Below are 15,626 nucleotides of genomic sequence, written 5' to 3'. Positions count from 1 at the left end.
CGCCTGGCGGGCAAGGGCGCAGCGGCTGAACCTTCATCCGGGCTCAAGCGTTCCGCGCCGAATTAAGGGATGCTCCGCGCCGTCCGGGCCGCGGTCAACCGTTCCAGCCGCTCCAGCGGGGCGGCGAGGGCGGCCGCTTCCGGCGTCCAGACAAAAGCCCGGTCGTTGCGGGCCAGACGGCCCGCATCCGCCGCGAGCGCAGCATAGCGCCGCAGCTCATCCCGTCCGGCCTGCGCATACCGGCGGGCCGCGCCTAACTCGCCGCGTCCGGCGCAGCGCTGTCCGGCCTCCAACAGCAGCCGGGCGGCTTCCGTCTGCTTGGCCGCGCTGAAGCGGTCCAGCTCCAGGCTTCGCTCCAGCGCGGCAATGGCCGGCTCGGGAGCGGCGCTTCGAAGCAGCAGGACCGCCCGGAGCCAGTGAAGCCGGGGTTCCTCAGGCGAATAGCGCAGGCCCCGCTCCAGCACGGCCAGCCCTTCACCGGCGGGCAGCAGCCGGGCCAGACGGGCAGCGGCAGACGGGTCCCGCGGGTTCCATTCCAGCGCGGCTACCAGCCTGTCCCGGGCTGCCCCCTCGTCCAGCCCGGCGGCCTGCCGGCTGAGGGTCTCTCCCCGCCAGGCGCTGAAGGAGAGCATGCCGATGCCCAGCAGACAGACTCCGCCGAGCCCGGCGGCCGCATACCCCGCCTGCCGGACCCAAGGGCGCTTCGGGTTGTGCCCGGGGGAATACTCCGCCGGCCCGGACGGGAGCATGGTCGGCAGGACGCCGGGCAGGACGAACGAGGCGTCCTCCGCCCGGCTCTCTTCCGCCGCAGCCAGCACCGGCGGCAGGACCGTAAGCAGCGGCACAAGCAGGAAGCTTCCGTCGAAATCGACGGCGGCGTGGGCCGCCAGGACGATCAGCGGCGCCAGCCAGCGGGGCGTTGCCGCAGCAAGTCCTGCTGCGGCGGCGAATCCGGCCCCGGCGACCGCCAGCCCCGCTGCTCCCGTGCCCAGGAGCAGATCCAACACCCCGCTGTGAACCTGGCTGCCGACATAGGGCGAAGATTGCACGGCGCGGTAGACGCCGCGCCACACTTCTCCGCCCCGCCCCAGCCAGGGCGCTTCCGCCGCGAGCCGCCAGGCGTCGCGGGCGATCAGGCCGCGCGCGGCCGCCGTCGACGACGGCCCGAGCCCGCGCGCCGCTGCGGGCAGGAGGACCACGCCTGCGGCGGCGGCCCAGCCCAGCGCGGCGGCGGCCAGCGCCGCGCCCCGCCCCCGGGCGGCAGGCGCAGCCCGGCGGCCCAGCCCGCAGCCGGCGCAGACGGCGCCGGCCCACAGCCCGGCCATGAGTACAAGGCCGGGTCCCGGCGGCGGCGCGAGCTGCCAGGCGGTGCACGCCCGCCAGAGCAGCGCTGCGGCAAGCGCCGCCGGCGCGCCGGCGGCCAGCACCGGGGCCGCCAGGCGGGGCCGCACGCAGAGCGCGGCGGCCAGTCCGGCCGCACCGGCGGCCCAGGCGCCGCGCGACTCGCTCAGCAGCAGCGCGGCGGCATACGGGAAGAGCGTCAGCAAGGCCGCGGCGGCAGCGGCGAAGCCGCTGTCCTGCCGCCGTCCCGGCTTCTTCCCGCCGCTCTGCGGCTGGCCGGTCGGGCCGGCTGCGGCGAGAGGAAGCAGGGCTTCGGCGGCAGCCAGCAGCCGCTCGAGGGCAAAGGCGGCCATCAGCGCGCCGTAAGTATTGGGATACTGGAGGAGCCCGCCGAGCCGGGCTCCGGCGGTGCTGATCTCCGGCGAGGAGGAGCGAAGCACCGCTCCCGGCAGCGGCAGACCGGCGCAGACGGCCAGCAGGCCGCTCAAGGCCAGCAGCAAGCCGGTGCCGTGCCAGGCCAGAAGAAGCAACCGCCGGCCCTCCCGGCTCCGCGAAGCAGCCAGCACCGCTGCGGCGAAGGCGGCGCAGAGGCTCCAGCGCAGCAGTTCATTCATCGTTCCTTGGGCTGACACGGGTCCCCGGAGCCAAGCCAGCGCATAGCATCCGGCCAGGCTCAGCGGGCAGGCGAGCAGCATGCCGCGGCAGAGGGCCGCCCGGCGAACTGCCGGCGGTTGTGGTTGTGCAGCCTGCGGGCCGGCTGCGGGAACGTCTGCTGCCGGAACGTCTGCTCGCAGAGTCCTGTTCTCCGGGAGCCTTTTTACCGAATCACCGTTCTCCGGATCGCTGTCCTCCCACCAAACTTTGTTCTCCGTATCTCTGTTTCCCCCATCGTCGTTCTCCGGATCTCTCTTCGCCCAATCACCGTCCTTCGGATACTTGTTCCTCGGCACTCCATTCTCCGAACCCCCGTTCTTCCGCACCCTTCCGGCGGCGCTTCCCTGCCAGGCTCTTCGCTGCGCCGTTCTTCGCTCAGCCTGCACCCGCCACACGGCAAAGAACGCGCAGGCCGGCCAGCAAGCGGCCCAAGGATAGAGATCGGACGGGAAGTAGAATCCGGCATTCACCGTTGCTCCAAGCAGCAGCGCTCCGGTCAGAGCTCCGCAGAGCCGCGCAGCGTTCAAGGCTATAGCTCTCTGCTTCAATCTCATGCTTCCTCCCTCCTTCCCTGTTCTTGCAGACTTTCTACCAGTCTTGCCCGAAGCAGCGTCTTTCAACAGACGGCGAGGAGCCGCCTTGATAAGCACAGCAAAAAAGGCCGCTTCAGCAGCGGCCTTCATGTTCGTTCCGAGCGGGTGCCTGTTCTCCTTACTCCCCGGTCGAAGGCAGCAGGTCGGCGCAGGTCCGTTCCAGATACGGACGGACTCCGAGAAAATCGCGGAAAGCCCGGTATTCCTGCCAGGCAGCCAGCCTTCCCGGCCCGGTTCCTGCTTCCGGCTCGCTTCCTGCCGGGCCGCGGACGGCGCGGATCAGAATGTTCTTGGGCGTGTGCTCCATATCAATGAACTCCAGAAGCTGAGTTCGGTAGCCCATAACATCAAGCAGCTTGGCGCGGATAGCATCGGTGGCGAGCGCCGAGAAGCGCTCCTTGAGGATGCCGTGCGACAGCAGCGGCTCCAGCACTTCGCTCTCTACCTGGCCGAACAGCTCGTGCTGGCAGCAGGGAACCGAGAGAATCACGGAGGCGCCCCAGCGCACAGCCTTGTCGAGCGCGGCGTCGGTGGCGGTATCGCAGGCATGGAGCGTCACGACCATATCCACCCGCTCCAGCTCGTTGTATTCGGCGATATCGCCGACCAGGAATTTCAGCCGGCCATAATTCAGCCGGCCGGCAAGCTCGCTGCAGTGGCGGATGACCTCGGCTTTCAGGTCAAGGCCGACGATATTCAGCTCGCGTCCTTCTCGGACGGCAAGATAATGATACAGGGCAAAGGTCAGGTAGGACTTGCCGCAGCCGAAATCGACAATGGTGAGCGGGCGGTTCTGCGGCAAATGCGGCAGCACATCCTCGACCATCTCCAGGAAGCGGTTGATCTGCCGGAACTTGTCGTACTTCTTGGCCAGCACCCGGCCTTCGGCATTCATAATGCCCAGTTCCACCAGAAAAGGAACCGGCTCGCCTTCTTCCAGCACATACTGCTTGCGCCGGTTATGGGCCAGATCCGGCGCCGCCTGCTTCGTCGCCGGCTTCTTCAGAATCGCCGCCTTGTTCTTCTTGCTGATGAGCACCTGGTAATCGGAATCAGCCGCACAGAACAGCGCCTGCCGGTATGTCCCGGCAAGCAGCGCACTCAGCTCGTCCGCCGCTTCATGGGGCGTAAGATTCCGGTGCTGCACCTGGGTATCCGTATAGCCCGCGAACTGATAGCGCAGGCCATCCTTCAGTTCAACCGGTTTCACGGCGACCTTGGTATACAGAGCGCCTTCCTTGCGGCGAAGCTGGCTGAGCGTTGCCGCAATCAGAGCCTGCCCGCCGATCAGGCGGTTAATTAATTCCGTTAAAGATTCCACATGCATACACTCGCTTTCATTCAATTCCGAATCGTTGTGCCGCTTCCGTCGGGAGAAGCAAGCGGAACGTCTGTCAGCAGTTCGCCCCTTACGACGGTAACCGCCTGGCCGGTGAGATGTACACGTCCTTCCTCCAGCCGCACTCCGACCGTCCCTCCCCGGCGGGACGCCTGATAGCCGGTCATGCAGTCAAGATTCAGCCGCGATGACCAGTAGGGAGCCAGCGCGGCATGGGCAGAGCCGGTTACCGGATCCTCCTCCACGCCGATGGCCGGAGCGAAGAACCGGGAGACAAAATGATAGGCTCCGGCCTCTCCGCCCCGTTCCGCGTCCGGGCCTTTGGCCGTTACGGCCACTGCGTGGACCGGAAGGCTCCGCAGGGCCGCGAAATCGGGCGACAGCTCCCGGACTGCCCGCTCGCTGGACAGAACGGCCAGCGCGTTGGAGCCGTAAGTCCACACTTCCTCCAATTCGGAATCCTCCACGCCGAGCGCGGAGGCCATCCCCGGATACGACGCCGGCAGCAGTTCATACGCAGGGAAGTTCAGAATAATTCCGCCTTCGGGGGAGCGGATGGCCGTCAGCAGCCCGCTCCGGGTATGAAAGAGCGCCGGGTCGTCGTGGCTCAATCTTCCCGATGCCCAGAGCGCATGTGCGGTTGCCAGAGTGGCATGCCCGCACAGCTCCACCTCTGTCTCGGGCGTGAACCAGCGCAGCCGGTATCCTTCTTCTTCAGGCCATGCAAAGGCGGTCTCCGACAGGTTCATCTCCGCAGCGGTCAGGGCCATGAACCGCTCGTCCGGAGCCCTGTCCAGCAGACATACGGCCGCAGGGTTGCCCGTGTAAGGACCTGCGGCAAAAGCGTCAACAATATATAGAGGGATGCTCATTGTTCCTTCTCCTCTCCTTGTCCGTTCTCTTCTTCTCCGGTATTCCCTTGTCCGTACAACCGCTCCCACTCTTGTCTTCCCTGAACCACTTCTTCCAGCGGAAGTCCGCCTTGTTCCAGCTTGTCCGGGTCCTCAGCCGCCAGTCTGCCATAGAAGCTGCGGCCCATAGCCGCGGCGTCTTCCCCCTGCTCCGCCAGCCGGAAGAGCGCGTCCTCCGCCTTGGCGTAGCGTCCCCGCTCTTCCAGATAAGGGACGAGCAGCCTCTCGGTCTTGGCCGGCAAAAGCAGACCGTTCACCCGGGCAAGCACCCGGTCAATCTCGTCATCCAGCCCGATGAGTCCGGTATCGGCTCCGTTCTCCCGGGCAGCCAAATAGAAATGGAGCGTCTTCATCCAGCGGGGAAGGGACTCGTCCTCCCGCCCTCTGTCATCATAGATCAGCGCTTCCTCCTGAAGCATCCGGGCAGCGCCCTGAAGGCGGTCCGCCTCCAGCGTTCCGCCAAGCCGGAACATGGCGATCACATCGTCGACCGAAAGGGAATTGAGCAATCGGGAATTGAGGCGAAAATGCCGGTTCAGAAGCTCGTCGATCTCCCAGAGCGCTTCCGTTGTCTTGCGCTCCTGCTTCAGGCTGAATACCTTGGCTACCATAGCCGTCATATCTTCGATCATGCGGACAATGTAATCCCGCCGGAACATGGACAACTCCCCCTTTGTACTCGCAGCATTCGGACGCATTACCCTTCTAATCTTATATGATCCGTCCGCTGATTGCCATGTTCCCGGAAGGGGAGCCCTCCCTTGTCTTGACAGGAGGCGTTTCGCTCCGTTAAGCTGGAACCGACAACGATCTGTATTACAGATCGAACTATTTTACAGATCGATATGCCTGAAGCGTCAAGGCTTCATAGGCGTCGTTCCCGGAAAGGAAGAGGGGCCATGAATAAGCTCCCTGAGGATAGCTCTGTGCTCCAGATTACGGAAGAGCAGGCCCGGCTGCTGGAGAACGTGCTGCGCGTCAAGATTATGCACGCCCTTGCGGGCGAGCCGCTTACCTCGAAACAGGTGGCGGACCGGCTCGGCAAAACGCCCGGCAACATTCACTACCATCTGCAGAAACTGTATGAAGGCGGTCTCGTGGAACTGGTGCGGACGGAAGTCTCCGGCGGCGTTGTCCAGAAATTCTACCGTTCTCCAGGCACCTGGTTCAACTGGCCGGGCTCCGGCGCAAGCCGTCTTCCGGTTGCCCAGGAACAGGTCGCGGAGCGCCTGACCAGCCGGCTCAGCTTGTCGGACGCGGATTTCCGCAGGTTCCGGCAGGAGATGATGGAACTGATTGCCCGCTGGGAGGCTGCGGCCACCGACGGCGAAGAGTACGGACTTGAGGTCACTGCCTGGCGGTTGGAAGCTTCTTCGGATAAGGAAGGTGAACGCCCGTGATTCCCGCCGAAACGACAGAGCCTCTCCGGGAAAAGCGCTGGCGGCGTTTTGCCGCTCCTTTCACCCGTTCCCCCGCCTTTCGTTACCTCTGGCTCGGCCACCTGATCTCCTTCTTCGGCAGCTCGATTACGCTGGTCATTCTGCCTGTGCTCGTCTACTCGCTGACCGGCTCGTCGACCCGCATGGGCATTGTGATGGCTGTCTACATGCTGCCGAATGTACTGATTCTGCCGGTTGCCGGGCATCTCGTTGACCGCTATGACCGTATCCGGATTATGATGCTGGCGGATATTCTTCGCTGCGCGGTTATGGGAGCCACTTCCGTGCTGGCATTGACCGGTGTGCTCGGCATTCCGCTGCTGCTGGTGCTGGTAGGGCTGTACGGCCTCATGGACGGGCTGTTTCAGCCCGCCTATTCGGCGGTCCGAGCCTCTGTGTTCACGCCGGAGATCCGCGTTGCCGCCAATTCCGTCTCGCAGATCAGCATGCAGGGCATCCGGCTGATCGGGCCGTCGGCGGGCGGATTGCTCATCTCCCACTGGTCCGCCGGGTTCGGATTCGGGCTGGATGCCCTGACTTATCTGGCCTCCCTGCTCTTCCTCTTCTACCTCCGCTCGGCTCTCGTCCGGCAGCTTCCCGCCCTCGCCGCTCATTCGTCGGCTGCGGCAGAGACTGCTCTGGCGGTTCCGGCTGACCGTGAGACCGCGAACGGGACCGCCGCCGGAACCGAGACGGCCGGGACAGCTGACTGGAAGGCCGATTTTCGCGAAGGAATCGCCGTTCTCCGCTCTCATCCTTGGCTCTGGGTAACGATTATCGTCTTTGCCTTCGTCAATATCTGCTTCACGGGCATTACGACAGTGCTTCTGCCGTGGCTGTTCAAGGTTCATCATGGCTGGCAGCCTTATATTTACGGTTTTGCCGTAACGGGCGCGGGCTGCGGGGCGATTGCCGGAGGGCTTCTGGTCGGCAGCGGCGCAGGACGCCGCCACCGGGGCGTTATGGCCTACGGAGGCGCGATCCTCAGCGGGCTGGCGCTACTTGCACTGCCGCTTGCTCCCGGACCCGAAGCGGCGATTGCGCTCTTTGCCGCCGAGGGCTTCGGAATGATGATCTTCGGACTGATCTGGGAGATCAGCCTTCAGGAACTGGTGCCGCAGGAGGTGTTCGGCCGGGTCGCCAGTCTCGATATGATGGGCTCGTTCGCTCTTTTGCCTTTTGGTCTCGTCGCCATCGGCTGGCTGGCAGACGGAATCGGTGGCGTTGTCGCCATCGCCATCTTCGCCGCGCTTGGCATCGCCGCCCTTGCATCCGCCCTCGCTCTGCCTGCGATACGCCGTTTCCGTTAAACGGACGGCCTCATGCGCCGGATGTGTTGTCAGAAAGACAGGAAGAAAGGCCGTCCCCCGGACGGCCTTTCTTCCTGTCATGCTTCCTTTCAGCGCTCCATCTTTGCCGCACTCGCTCCCTCAGTTCCGACGGCTCGAACGCGCCTCTAAAGGCGGATGGCCGCTTCGGCAAAATCCCGGATAATCTCCGCCAGCTGGTCCGGCGCTTCCATCATGCTCATATGGCCGGCGCCGGCGATCAAGGCTTGGACCACATGCGGCTTGTCTGAGGTGAATACCCGCTCCGGAGGAGCCAGACCGTCTTTCTCGCCGGCTACGAGAAGAACCGGAAGAGCGCTGGCAGAGACAACGTCTCGGCGGTCGGGCCGCTCCCGCATGCCGAGCGCCGCGCCCTCGGCTCCCTGCGGAGGCGTACGGTAACCGATCTCTTGCGCGCGCCGGATCAGCTCCGGTGCCGATTCCGCCGTCGCCGGCGCGAACAGTCCGGGCACAAGCCCGTCTACGAAGGATGTGATGCCCTGTGCGCGGATTGCGCTGACGGCGTTCAGCCGCTTCTCCTTCGCTTCGTCGCTGTCCGGAAAGGCCGTGGAATGAATAAGTCCAAAGGCGTTCAGCCGGGAAGCATGGCGCTGGGCGAAAGACAGCGCTATGTATCCGCCCATGGAATGTCCCAGCAGCACTGCCTTCTCTATCTCCAGGGCATCCAGCAGATCACGGACATCGTCGGCCATTTGATCCATGCTGTACGCGCCGAGCGGCGCATCGGATGCGCCATGCCCGCGCAGATCGGGGACGATAACCCGGAACCGGTCCTCCAGAAGCGGAACTACCTTCTCCCAGTAATAGGCGCTTCCGCAGAATCCATGCAGAAGCACCAGCGCTTCTCCTTGCCCTTGATCGCTGCAGCAGATGGGGCTTCCTTCACAACGAACGGCTTCCATGAATGCTTCCTTCTTTCTGTTCATTAAGTAGCGAATTATGTAATTCTGAGCGGATACTATTCATTAAGCCCGGTCTCCCCCGCTTGAAACTCCCGGCCTCCCGATGCCGAACCCGGCCGCCGCTGCCGCTGCGATCTGGTCGGCCATGCCCATGACCCGGTGAAGGGGCGTGGTCTGAAGCGTCCGGTACGGCTTCGGACCGGCTGCGGCCACGACTGCCGCCACACTGTAGTCTCCGACCGCCGGAAGAACCAGGCCGATCGACTGCGCCGGATGAAGGGGTCCCTCTGCCGCGAAGCAGAAGCCCACCGCCCAGGGCGGTCCCAGGCAGGCGTCAATCGCTACAATGATCCGGCCCGGCTGAATTCCCGCTGCCAGGGCACCGAAGGTATCGGCATCGCACGGGGCCGGAAGCGTGCCGATCACATGGGGAAACCCGGCCGCCGCCAGCAGACTGCCGGTCAGCGGGCCCAGTGCGTCTCCCGTCGAACGGTCTGTGCCGATGCACAGGAAGACGATCTCATCCGGATGATGCTTCTCCGCAATTTCGGCGAAGAACGAGGTCAGCCGGCCGCCGTCCATTTTGACGCGTCCGCTGCCTCCGTTGTGCTGTTCCCAGCCTGCCATACTCTTCCTCCTCTCCACCCGGCTTGTATCCTCACTCTATCACATTTCCCGGCGGCGTTGCCAAACCGGGATGGTGCCGGGCAGGTCTCCCATGATAAAATACAGGGAACCTCCAAGGAAGAAAGGAAGAACAGGATGGATTTGTCCAAACCGAGCCAGAAAGGCGTCGAGTTCATGATCGAGAGCATCAAGAGCAGTCTGAAGATGGCCACGGCTGCCGCCATGCAGGCTTCGGCCTTCTCGGTCGAGCAGTATGAAGATATCCGCGACATCTATGAGGTTGCAACCGGCAGTGACCGGCTCAGCATCGCGCAGGTAGAAGCGCTCGTCTCCGAGCTTGGGCGTCTGCGCAAGAACAGCTAGTTCCCCTATCTGTCTCCCCGCCTATGACACAGGCCCGCCTGATCTTCCGTTGTTACAGGAAGATCGGGCGGGCCTGTTGCAGGTCCACATGTCTCAAGTCTAAGGAAGATCAATCAGCACCAGTTCCGCATCTTCTCCGCTCCCTGTTCCCCGAATTCGCAGGTCATGGCTGCCGCGGATGCGCGCCGCATCTCCGGGTCCCAACCGGAAGCGCTCTTCCCCGATGTCCAGTTCCGCATGACCGGAGAGGACATACAGATGGGTCCGCCGCTCGTTCGGCTGCGGATAATGCAGTTCCTGTCCGGTCTCCAGAGCGGAGACATACATCGCTGCGTCTTCATTGACCGTAAGCGTTCCTTCTTCTCCTCTGCCCGAAACGATCGGCAGCAGCCGATTGAGCCGGAATTCCCGCGGATAATGCTTGGCGTCCCAGGCCGGCTGAAGTCCGGCCTGCTGCGGGAGCAGCCACACTTGCAGGAATCGGACGCTCCCGTCTTCGAGCGGATTGGTCTCAGAGTGCTGAATGCCGGTTCCGGCGCTCATGACCTGAACCGATCCAGCCTGAAGATCGGCATGGTTGCCTAAGCTGTCCTGGTGATGCAGCGTACCTTCTACTACATAGGTGACTATTTCCAAGTCATGATGCGGGTGTTCGTGCAGCCCTTGATTCGGCTCCAGTTGATTGTCGTTGTGGGCCAGCAGGCTGCCGAAATGGGCATTGGCGGGATCGTCATAATCCTTAAAGGCAAAACTGAACTCGCTGTGTATCCATCCCTTATTAGACGTATGTCTCTCCGCCGAACTCACTACCTTAATCATTGTAATGCACCTCCATGGTTGTTCAGAATTTTTGGGTAATTAGGCGCTTGATTTATGTAAAAATTACCCGTTCCGCCACTCCCTAATCAGAGGCGCTCCCCCACTCCCTCACGCCCGGCCGGAATGTTTCAGGGCAAAATGCCGCGTTTATATACGAAGTAAGATCAGCTTCAAGAGATTGAGGATTTCGCCAAAAAGGAGGCAAGAGCATGTGGGGACTTCTGATTAGCCTGATTATGGCCATTATCATCGGCATCATCGGCGACGCCATTGCCGGCGGCAAAATGCCCGGCGGCATTATCGGCTCCATGGTTGCCGGATTTATCGGCGCTTGGCTGGGTTCGTATCTGTTCGGCAGCTTCGGCCCGGTCATCGGCCACTTTGCCGTTGTCCCTGCCGTTCTTGGAACCGCGCTGTTGGTCTTCATTCTGGGGCTGTTCTCCAGAATCATACGGCGCGCCTCCTGATTCTGCGGCAATCCTACTATATTGATAAGGAGTGAATCGCAATGAACAAAGCAGAAACGGAATATCCGGCACAAAGCAGCAATACTTTTGTCAAAGGCGTATTTATCGGAGGACTGCTCGGAGCTGCAGCTGCACTCCTGTTCGCTCCGAAACCGGGCACGGAGCTGCGCAGCGATCTTTCGGAGAAATTCGGAACTGCCAGCGACAAGACCAAGGAACTGACCGGCGTTGTCACCGAGAAGACCAAATCGCTGGCTTCTACCGTCGGCGAGAAGGCGTCTGATCTGGCCTCCACAGTGTCGGCCAAGGCGTCCGACATCTTCACGACCGTTGCCGACAGCAAGCAGCAGATTGCTTCTACGCTGTCGGAGACCGGCAAGAAGATCGGCGATACGGTCACCGATTCTTCCGCCGATGTAGCGGATGATGTCGCCGAAGCTTCCAAGGAAGTCTCCGACGAAGCGAAGAAGGCGACAAAGGATGTCACGGACGAAGCGAAGAAGGCGTCCGATGACGTGAAGTCCACTTACAAATCGAATTATTAAGCGCGGTAACCCGCTGCTTGGAAGCTACGATCCGACAATAGCCAGCTTACCGAAGCTGGCTATTGTTATGCAGCGTGTTATACAGCGGCATTCTAAATTGAAAGAGAGGCGATTCCTGATGCCACATCCTGATCCCAAGCCGGTCGGCAGCACCAAGTCCTATGAAGTAGACGAACATCCCTTTGAGCTTCGGCATGAGGTCAAACGGCTCAATGCCCGACTGGACAAGATTGCCGACTCTCTGGAGAAGTCGGAATTCAAGGACATTCTGGAGAATTATACCGATCCGAAGAAACGCATTATTACCAACCTGATGGCTGGTATTTCAAGAGGACTCGGTTTGTCGCTGGGGACCTTTGTCATTCTGGGTATCCTGGGCTATATTCTGAGTCTCTTCGTGGATGTGCCTGTCATCGGGCAATACCTGGCTGAAATCAAGAAATACATCGACGCCAACAGCTAAGACACACAGCGGAGCCTACCGCTGATGAAGGAGAGATTCCGATGACCGAATCAAGCAAAGGGCCGGCCGAGACGAATGTATATCCGTTTTCGACGGCCCATCATCTTTTTGGAGAGAGCGGATTCGAGAACGCCTCCGCTGCGCTCGGCGAGACTTATATTCTTCGCCTGTTCCACCCCGCCGACAGCGTGGAATATCTGTATGCCGTCCCCGGCATCCGCATCGGCAGCAATCTCGTGGTAGACTGGCAGCTCGCCGCCTTCGCGGCGGAGTCTCCGAAGCCTGCACCCGAGCAGATCGAGACGGAAGCCCGGCTGCGGGTCACCCTCTTGCGGGAGCAGCTCCAGAAGCATCGGCTGCAGGAGACCTCTTCCACGGAATCCGAATAGCGCTCCGCCAATACAGCGAAATCACCCAAAAGCCCCCGGCGCTTGTATCAGCAGCCGGGGGCTTCGCATTCCTTCGTATTAATAGGATGAATTCGACATGATTTGCTTCAATTTCTCGGTTGCGCGCTTCTGAATCCGGGATACGCTCATTTGGGAGACCCCAAGCTTCTGAGCAATCGCCCGCTGGGATTGTCCGTCCTGGAAAGCCAGCAGCAGCACCTTCTGCTCCTGCTCTTTCAGTTGGCCCAGCGCCTGCTGCAGATCCATGCGCTTCTCTACGGCATCGTAATCGTTGGCCTCGGAACTGATCAGCTCGCCGAGCGTCGCTCCGGTCTCTTCTTGAGACAGCGGGGAATCGAGCGACACATAATGATAGCACTCCCGGCCGGCCAGCACTTCCACGGTTTCTTCCACGGACAGCTCCAGGTACTGGGCAATTTCGTTCACATCCGGCGAGCGTTCCAGTCGAATTGTCAGCTCGTCAATCGCCTGCTGAACGAGGGCGCCTTTCTCCTTGATGCGCCGCGGCACCTGGATATACCAGGATTTATCCCGCAGGAAGTTCTTCATGTGGCCGATCATGCTCTTCATCGCGTAAGGCTCGAACGGGATGCCCAGGCTGATATCGTACTGCTGAAGCAGACGAATCAGAGCCATCTGGCCAACCTGGTACAGATCCTCATAGAGATCGGGCCGGTTGCGTGCGATTTTGCCGGCGGCCATTTTGACCATCGGCTCGTACTTGCGGATCAGGACCGTGGCAATCTCGTTGTCCTTGGTCTGCTGATATTCCCAAATTAGGCCTACCGCCTCATCCATGGACTCTGGGGGAGTCACATTTTCATTCATACTCGCTCCTCGCTGAGCGTAAGCCGTTTGGTGAGCGTGACAACCGTTCCTTTCCCCGCCTCGCTCGTTACGCTCACATCGTCCATCAGCGCCTGCATCAGATAGAATCCGAGGCCGCCGATCTGGACTTCGTTCAGATCTTTGTCATGCAGAGATAACCGATCACCCGAGGACTCCATACGTTCAAAGCTCTCCCCCTCGTCTTTGACCGTAATGGACAGGGCATCGCTCCCCACCTCGAATATTACGTCTACGATTCCGTCTTCCTGCCCATAGGCATAAAGAACGGAGTTGTTGCACGCTTCGGAGACGGCTACCTTCATATCTTCAATCTCTTCGTAGGAAAACCCCATTTTGGAAGCAATTCCGTATAAATTCAAGCGGACAATATCGACATATTCCGCGCTTGCGGGCAACTGCAGCGTCACTTTTTGCACATCATCGCTCATTCCTAATTCGATCCTTTCCTAGTGAGAGTTCTCTTGGGAAGCAAAAAATTTGGCAATTCCGGTCATGTCGAACAGCTTCTGAATCTGCGGCGGAACTTCCTCAACTGTGAACTTCACATCCATGCCATGTCTGGCTTTCAGAATCGAGAGCAGAATACCGATCCCGGTGCTGTCGATATATCGCAGATCTTTCAAATTAATCACAAGATCCAGTCCGGGGTCCCCGACGAGCGGTTCCATCACCAGACGAAAATCGGGAGCTACCGACAAATCCAACTCCCCGCTTAGAAAAACCGTGCATACCTTGCCCTCGGTTTGGGTTTGCGCCTGAAACTTTTCGCTTTTGTGAGTGTTCATAGACAATCTCTCCTGATTCATTGTTTTCTTTATCAATAACCCTTAATGGACAGGCTTGAATCATTAAAACGGGATATATAAAATCCCAAATTATGGGATCAGGCCAGCGAGCTGGTTGAATCCCCCTTGGAACAAGGCAGCAAGCCGGAAGGATAGCGAGACAATAAATGCCTCAGGCTCCCCAGCTTGAGCGGTTTGCTGATATAATCATTCATTCCGGCAGCCTGGCAACGGGCCTGAATCCCCTCCATGACATTGGCCGTCATGGCGACAATCACTGCCGAATCGGCGTTCGGGCCTCCCGAGGCCCGTATCGCCGCCGTTGCTTCCAGCCCGTCCATCACCGGCATTTGCAGATCCATGAGAATCATATGGTATGGCCGCTCGGCCGCATACCGCACAGCCTCCGCACCGTCCTTCGCAATGTCCGCCCCATAGCCAAGCTTGTCCAGCATGCCGATCATCAGACGCTGGTTGATCGGGTGGTCGTCCGCCACAAGAATCCGCTGCCGCTGGCGGATCCCCGCGCCCCCTCTCTCCTCTTCCTCCGGGTTCCGCGGACCGCGCGGATCTTCTTCAGGCAGTCCGGCTGTGATGGTGAAGATGAAGGTCGCCCCCCGCTCTTCCGCCGTCTCGACACGGATGTCGCCACCCATCATGCCGACCAGCGATTTGCAGATGGCCAGGCCGAGACCGGTGCCGCCATACTTGCGTGTCATCGAGGAATCCAGCTGGGAGAACGGCTGGAAGAGCCGGTCGCATTTCTCCGGCGAAATGCCGATTCCCGTATCCTTGACCGTGAACTCCACGACGACCCGGTCGCCCTCGAATCGGGCGGCATTCGCGACCAGATACACACCGCCCTGGTTCGTGAACTTGAGAGCATTCGAGACGAGATTCATCAGAACCTGGCGAAGCCGGGCCATGTCGCCGTACATCAGCGTCGGAAGCTTCTCGTCGACGAAGTAGGCAAGCTCCAGATTCTTCTTGCCCGCTTCAGCCGAGAACAGGCTGAATACTTCCTGGATACAGGAGCGGACCTCGAAGAGCTGTGACTCCATCTCCATTTTACCCGATTCCATCTTGGTGAAATCCAGGATGTCATTGATGACCGTGACCAGTGTGTCGGCGCTGCGGCGGATAATATCCGTGTACTCCTTCTGCTCCTCGCTTAGCGGCGTCTCCATCAGCAGATCAATCATCCCCACCACCCCGTTCATGGGCGTCCGGATCTCATGGCTCATCATGGCCAGGAACTCGGTCTTGGCTTTCGCGGCAATCTCCGCCGCATCTTTGGCCTTGATCAGCTCCTGATTGATCCGCTCCAGTTCCAGCGTCTTCTGTTGCAGCAGCATGGACTGGTTCTGATGGCGCTTCGTCGTCAGGTACATATCGACAAAGCCATCTATTTTGGATTTCAGAATCTGCGGAATGAATGGTTTGACCATGTAATCAATCGCACCCGCAGAATAGCCTGCGAACAGGTGCTCCGCATCCTTGCTGTTGGCCGAGATGAAGATAATCGGGATATCTTTCGTCTTCTCCCGGGCTTTGATGAGCTTGGCGGTCTCAATCCCGTCCATCCCTGGCATCTGCACATCGAGGACGATAACCGCATATTCGGCTTTTAACAAGCATCTTAGCGCTTCTTCGCCCGACCCGGCCTTGACCAGCACGTACTGCGGGCTCTCCAGCACCGCTTCCAGTGCCAGAAGGTTCTCCGGACGATCGTCTACCAGCAGGATATGAATCGGTTCTTGAACCCCCATA

Annotated in this window: 18 protein-coding genes; 7 read left to right on the top strand and 11 right to left on the bottom strand. The window is 60.7% G+C overall.

What is annotated here, in order from left to right:
- Positions 1-62: 62 nt before the first annotated feature.
- From F4V43_RS13785 to F4V43_RS13770, 4 genes are all read right to left on the bottom strand, one after another.
- Positions 63-2,549: a tetratricopeptide repeat protein gene (locus F4V43_RS13785; RefSeq protein ID WP_191089582.1), complete on the bottom strand. Its 2,487-nt coding sequence runs from the start codon at positions 2,547-2,549 to the stop codon at positions 63-65.
- Between the two features lie 157 nt (positions 2,550-2,706).
- Complete coding sequence (locus F4V43_RS13780; RefSeq protein WP_150458828.1) at positions 2,707-3,933, bottom strand: class I SAM-dependent methyltransferase; 1,227 nt, start codon at positions 3,931-3,933, stop codon at positions 2,707-2,709.
- Entirely contained in the window at positions 3,930-4,799 is an 870-nt protein-coding gene (locus F4V43_RS13775) for a PhzF family phenazine biosynthesis protein (RefSeq protein WP_150458827.1), read from the bottom strand. The genes F4V43_RS13780 and F4V43_RS13775 overlap by 4 nt, the downstream gene beginning before the upstream one ends.
- Entirely contained in the window at positions 4,796-5,497 is a 702-nt protein-coding gene (locus F4V43_RS13770; RefSeq protein ID WP_150458826.1) for a DUF6483 family protein, read from the bottom strand. Before F4V43_RS13770 ends, F4V43_RS13775 begins: the two co-directional genes overlap by 4 nt.
- Positions 5,498-5,737: 240 nt before the next feature.
- Here F4V43_RS13770 and F4V43_RS13765 point away from each other — a divergent pair, with 240 nt between their 5' ends.
- Both F4V43_RS13765 and F4V43_RS13760 read left to right on the top strand, forming a co-directional pair.
- Complete coding sequence (locus F4V43_RS13765; RefSeq protein ID WP_150458825.1) at positions 5,738-6,238, top strand: ArsR/SmtB family transcription factor; 501 nt, start codon at positions 5,738-5,740, stop codon at positions 6,236-6,238.
- Positions 6,238-7,587: an MFS transporter gene (locus F4V43_RS13760; protein ID WP_150458846.1), complete on the top strand. Its 1,350-nt coding sequence runs from the start codon at positions 6,238-6,240 to the stop codon at positions 7,585-7,587. Before F4V43_RS13765 ends, F4V43_RS13760 begins: the two co-directional genes overlap by 1 nt.
- A 146-nt stretch (positions 7,588-7,733) precedes the next feature.
- On the opposite strand, the gene F4V43_RS13755 is transcribed toward F4V43_RS13760, so the two are convergent.
- Together F4V43_RS13755 and yyaC are read right to left on the bottom strand one after the other, a co-directional pair.
- Positions 7,734-8,528 carry an alpha/beta fold hydrolase gene (locus tag F4V43_RS13755; protein ID WP_150458824.1) on the bottom strand — a complete coding sequence of 265 codons (795 nt, stop codon included), beginning with the start codon at positions 8,526-8,528 and terminating at the stop codon, positions 7,734-7,736.
- A gap of 63 nt (positions 8,529-8,591) precedes the next feature.
- Entirely contained in the window at positions 8,592-9,155 is a 564-nt protein-coding gene (gene yyaC / locus F4V43_RS13750; protein ID WP_150458823.1) for a spore protease YyaC, read from the bottom strand.
- A 135-nt stretch (positions 9,156-9,290) separates the two neighbouring features.
- Here yyaC and F4V43_RS13745 point away from each other — a divergent pair, with 135 nt between their 5' ends.
- On the top strand, positions 9,291-9,518 hold the full coding sequence (locus F4V43_RS13745; protein ID WP_150458822.1) for a DUF1128 family protein: 228 nt from the start codon (positions 9,291-9,293) through the stop codon (positions 9,516-9,518).
- 99 nt (positions 9,519-9,617) lie between these two features.
- On the opposite strand, the gene F4V43_RS13740 is transcribed toward F4V43_RS13745, so the two are convergent.
- Positions 9,618-10,337: a pirin family protein gene (locus F4V43_RS13740; protein ID WP_150458821.1), complete on the bottom strand. Its 720-nt coding sequence runs from the start codon at positions 10,335-10,337 to the stop codon at positions 9,618-9,620.
- Positions 10,338-10,546: 209 nt separating this feature from the next.
- Between F4V43_RS13740 and F4V43_RS13735 the strand changes: the two genes are divergently transcribed.
- The 4 genes from F4V43_RS13735 (at position 10,547) to F4V43_RS13720 (ending at position 12,201) form a co-directional block, all read left to right on the top strand.
- Positions 10,547-10,804 (top strand): GlsB/YeaQ/YmgE family stress response membrane protein, encoded by a 258-nt coding sequence (locus F4V43_RS13735; RefSeq protein WP_150458820.1) that lies wholly within the window; start codon positions 10,547-10,549, stop codon positions 10,802-10,804.
- A 41-nt stretch (positions 10,805-10,845) separates the two neighbouring features.
- Positions 10,846-11,349: a YtxH domain-containing protein gene (locus F4V43_RS13730; RefSeq protein WP_150458819.1), complete on the top strand. Its 504-nt coding sequence runs from the start codon at positions 10,846-10,848 to the stop codon at positions 11,347-11,349.
- A gap of 118 nt (positions 11,350-11,467) precedes the next feature.
- Positions 11,468-11,812 (top strand): DUF5665 domain-containing protein, encoded by a 345-nt coding sequence (locus F4V43_RS13725; protein WP_150458818.1) that lies wholly within the window; start codon positions 11,468-11,470, stop codon positions 11,810-11,812.
- 41 nt (positions 11,813-11,853) lie between these two features.
- Positions 11,854-12,201: a hypothetical protein gene (locus F4V43_RS13720; protein ID WP_150458817.1), complete on the top strand. Its 348-nt coding sequence runs from the start codon at positions 11,854-11,856 to the stop codon at positions 12,199-12,201.
- 78 nt (positions 12,202-12,279) lie between these two features.
- Here F4V43_RS13720 and F4V43_RS13715 read toward each other — a convergent pair whose 3' ends face one another.
- The 4 genes from F4V43_RS13715 to F4V43_RS13700 form a co-directional block, all read right to left on the bottom strand.
- Entirely contained in the window at positions 12,280-13,050 is a 771-nt protein-coding gene (locus F4V43_RS13715; protein WP_150458816.1) for a sigma-70 family RNA polymerase sigma factor, read from the bottom strand.
- Positions 13,047-13,499, bottom strand: coding sequence for an anti-sigma B factor RsbW (rsbW, locus tag F4V43_RS13710; protein ID WP_150458815.1), 453 nt, complete (start codon positions 13,497-13,499; stop codon positions 13,047-13,049). Before rsbW ends, F4V43_RS13715 begins: the two co-directional genes overlap by 4 nt.
- An 18-nt stretch (positions 13,500-13,517) precedes the next feature.
- Positions 13,518-13,856 carry an STAS domain-containing protein gene (locus F4V43_RS13705; RefSeq protein ID WP_150458814.1) on the bottom strand — a complete coding sequence of 113 codons (339 nt, stop codon included), beginning with the start codon at positions 13,854-13,856 and terminating at the stop codon, positions 13,518-13,520.
- A gap of 98 nt (positions 13,857-13,954) precedes the next feature.
- Positions 13,955-15,625, bottom strand: a complete 1,671-nt coding sequence (locus tag F4V43_RS13700) for a response regulator (RefSeq protein WP_150458813.1) — start codon at positions 15,623-15,625, stop codon at positions 13,955-13,957.
- Position 15,626 lies beyond the last annotated feature (1 nt).

This window comes from Paenibacillus spiritus, from assembly GCF_008710135.1.
GTDB lineage: Bacteria > Bacillota > Bacilli > Paenibacillales > Paenibacillaceae > Paenibacillus_AQ > Paenibacillus_AQ glufosinatiresistens.
Note: the sequence above shows the minus strand (reverse complement) of the source record. Positions and strands in the feature narration are given on the sequence as shown.